At 76.4% G+C, this 1,553-nt stretch carries 1 protein-coding gene; it reads left to right on the forward strand.

The window, feature by feature from the left end; all coding sequences use genetic code 11:
* Positions 1 to 216: 216 nt before the first annotated feature.
* Positions 217 to 1,533 (forward strand): streptophobe family protein, encoded by a 1,317-nt coding sequence (locus tag HTZ82_RS03040; protein ID WP_375540774.1) that lies wholly within the window; start codon positions 217 to 219, stop codon positions 1,531 to 1,533.
* Positions 1,534 to 1,553 lie beyond the last annotated feature (20 nt).

A 1,553-nucleotide genomic window follows, 5' to 3' on the forward strand; every position in this document is an offset into this window, starting at 1 on the left:
CGAGGGAGGACCGGAGCCGGCCCCCGGCGCGGGGGCCGAAGGCCGTGACGCGGGGCCCGAGGGCCCTGGCGCGGGCGTGTCGGCGGGTTCTGTGGGGCGTCCGGACGAGGGGTCGGAAGTCACATTCATCCCTTTCTTCCGTTCCGCCGCCATTGTGTGCCCCATCCGGGTGCGGCCCGCAAGCCGGGACCGGCGCCCCGTGCCTACGGTGCAAGCGTGAGCAGCCGGCAAGCCCCCGTACGCAGCCCCTCGCCGGACGGTCTGCGCCACCTCGTCCACGACTGGCGCGACGCCCTCTTGGCCGTGATCGCCGGGCTCGCCGCCATGGCCGTCACGGCCGCCCTCGGGCTGTGGGCGGCGGGCGCGGGCGACCTGCCGGGCGGCGCCTTCCCGCGCGTCACGGCGGCTGTCGTCGTCATGGCGGCGGGCGGCGACGTCGAGCTGTCCGGCGGCGCGGGCGCACTCGCGGAGTCCGACGCCGAGGTCACCGCCATGCCGCTGTCCGTGAGCCTGGCCGGCGCGCTCGCGCTCGGCACCGCCTTCCTCCGCCCGCTGCGCCACCGCGCCGTCGCGTCGGCCCGCGAACTCCTCGCCCGGGTCGCCCGTACGACGGTCCTCTGGCTGGCCGCGCTCGCCGGGCTCGCGGGACTCGCCCGGCACACCTTCACGGACCTGCTGCCCGCCGACTCGCCCGCCGACGTCATCGGCGACCTGCTCGGCGACCTCCTGGACGCCTCGCCCACGCTCGGCTTCCGCACCGACATCGGCCCGACCCTGCTGTACGGGCTGCTGTGGGTGCTCGGCGTGCTCGCCATGTCCCTGCTCGTGTCCCGCAGGGCGCCGCTCCCCGCCCGGCTGGTGCGCTTTCAGGAGCCCGTACGCCCCGCCGCGTTCGCCATGCTGGTCCTGCTCCTCGCGTACGTCGTCGTCGGTGTCGTCGCCGGGCTCGTCGTCGCGGCCACGCGCGGGCACACCTCCGACACCTTCGCCGTGCTGCTGCTCGGCCTGCCGAACCTGGTGTGGCTGGCGCTGGGCATCGGCATCGGCGGCTCCTGGGAGGGCAGGGTCGAGGGCCCGTTCGGGCTGCCCATGCCCCACCTGCTCGACCAGGTGCTGCGCGGCCCCGAGAACGCGACCCTCGACGTCCGCTCGCTGGCGGAGCACGACGCGCGCGCCTGGTGGCTCGTCCCCGTGGCGGCCGTCCTGCTGCTCGCTGCCGCCTTCCTGATGACCGCGCGGTCGCCCGCCAGGACCCGGCTGTGGCAGCAGGCCGTGCACTTCGGCGTCGCGTTCGCGCTCACGATGCTCGTCATCGCGCCGCTGACCCGGCTGCACGCCCGGTTCGGCCTGTCGCTGCTGGGCTTCTTCGAAGTCGACGCCCTGAGCGGGCAGGTGCTCCTGCGCCCGCACCTGTGGGCCGCCGTGGGGCTCGCGCTGCTGTGGGGGCTCGTCGCAGGGTTCCTGGGCGGGCTCCTCGCCTCCCGGGTCCGCCGCAGGGGCGAGGTGACGGACGAGGCCGCCGGGGCCCGGTGACGCCGGGCCCCGGCGGCGCG

The sequence above is a fragment of the Streptomyces sp. TRM64462 genome, assembly GCF_013362995.1.
Classification (GTDB): Bacteria; Actinomycetota; Actinomycetes; order Streptomycetales; family Streptomycetaceae; genus Streptomyces.